Origin of the sequence: Spiroplasma sp. ChiS (assembly GCF_002968355.1) — a bacterium.
GTDB lineage: Bacteria > Bacillota_I > Bacilli_A > Mycoplasmatales > Mycoplasmataceae > Spiroplasma > Spiroplasma citri.
In genome coordinates, this window is sequence record NZ_PUUH01000194.1 from 1 (window position 1) to 909 (window position 909).

General features: G+C 24.1%; 2 protein-coding genes. Both read right to left on the reverse strand.

The genetic code is table 4. The annotated features are described in order from the left end of the window. Positions 1–139: 139 nt before the first annotated feature. Positions 140–385: a hypothetical protein gene (locus tag C6B38_RS05495; RefSeq protein ID WP_105298938.1), complete on the reverse strand. Its 246-nt coding sequence runs from the start codon at positions 383–385 to the stop codon at positions 140–142. Next, positions 385–789, reverse strand: coding sequence for a hypothetical protein (locus C6B38_RS05500; RefSeq protein ID WP_105298939.1), 405 nt, complete (start codon positions 787–789; stop codon positions 385–387). Before C6B38_RS05500 ends, C6B38_RS05495 begins: the two co-directional genes overlap by 1 nt. Between the last annotated feature and the right edge of the window lie 120 nt (positions 790–909).

The following is a 909-nucleotide window of genomic DNA, read 5'->3' on the forward strand; positions in this document are numbered from 1 at the left end:
TTAATTTATCTCATTTATCGTAAATTAATCCAATAAATAAAGCAAAACCAAAACCAACAACTAAAATATATACTAATATTTCTCATCATTTTTCTTTTAAAAACTTTAAAATTTTAATTTTCATAAACTCAACTCCTAACTATACAATGTTTTTGAAACAATAAACCCAACAAATAAACCCAACAATATATAAACTCGATATTGTTAACATTAACGGATGACTAAACAAAACTGCCATTCTCCCAAATAATCAAAACAACCAAGTATCAGAATTATATAAATCCATAATAATATTTTTTGCTGATGTAAATTGATTAACAATAACAGTAATAAAACCAGTTCCAAATATCGCAATCGCCGCCACCAATAAAACTAATTTAATCATTACTTATGCACTCTCCTATATCCTTGTTCTCTTGTTTTTGCTTGTTTTGCTAAACTTGATAATTGTTTTTTATTACGATTAATTTTAAATTGTTTACGCTCTTTAATATGTTTTTGCATACCTTGTTTAGTATCAGAAACACCGCGTACAGTTGACGAATATACTTGTGAAACACCATTATTAACTGTTGAAAATAAATTATTATATTGTGTTGATGTSCCGTGAATTGCATAAATMGATAACTTAATAACCATAAAAAAGATTAAAAAATAAGCAATTGACGTATTTGTCATCGGTAATTTTGTATTTCAAATTACATCAAAAATAAACAAAAATATATYAAAAACAAAACTAAAAATCTTGTCTCAATTACTATTATTATTTTCAACTAATAAATTAATCATCTTTACTATTTCCTTTCTCTTTTTTAGGTTTTAAATTCTTTTTCAAAATATCAATATCAAACAATTTTAATCGTTCTTTAACACTTAACTTTGTGATTTCCGACCAATAATATTCTTTTT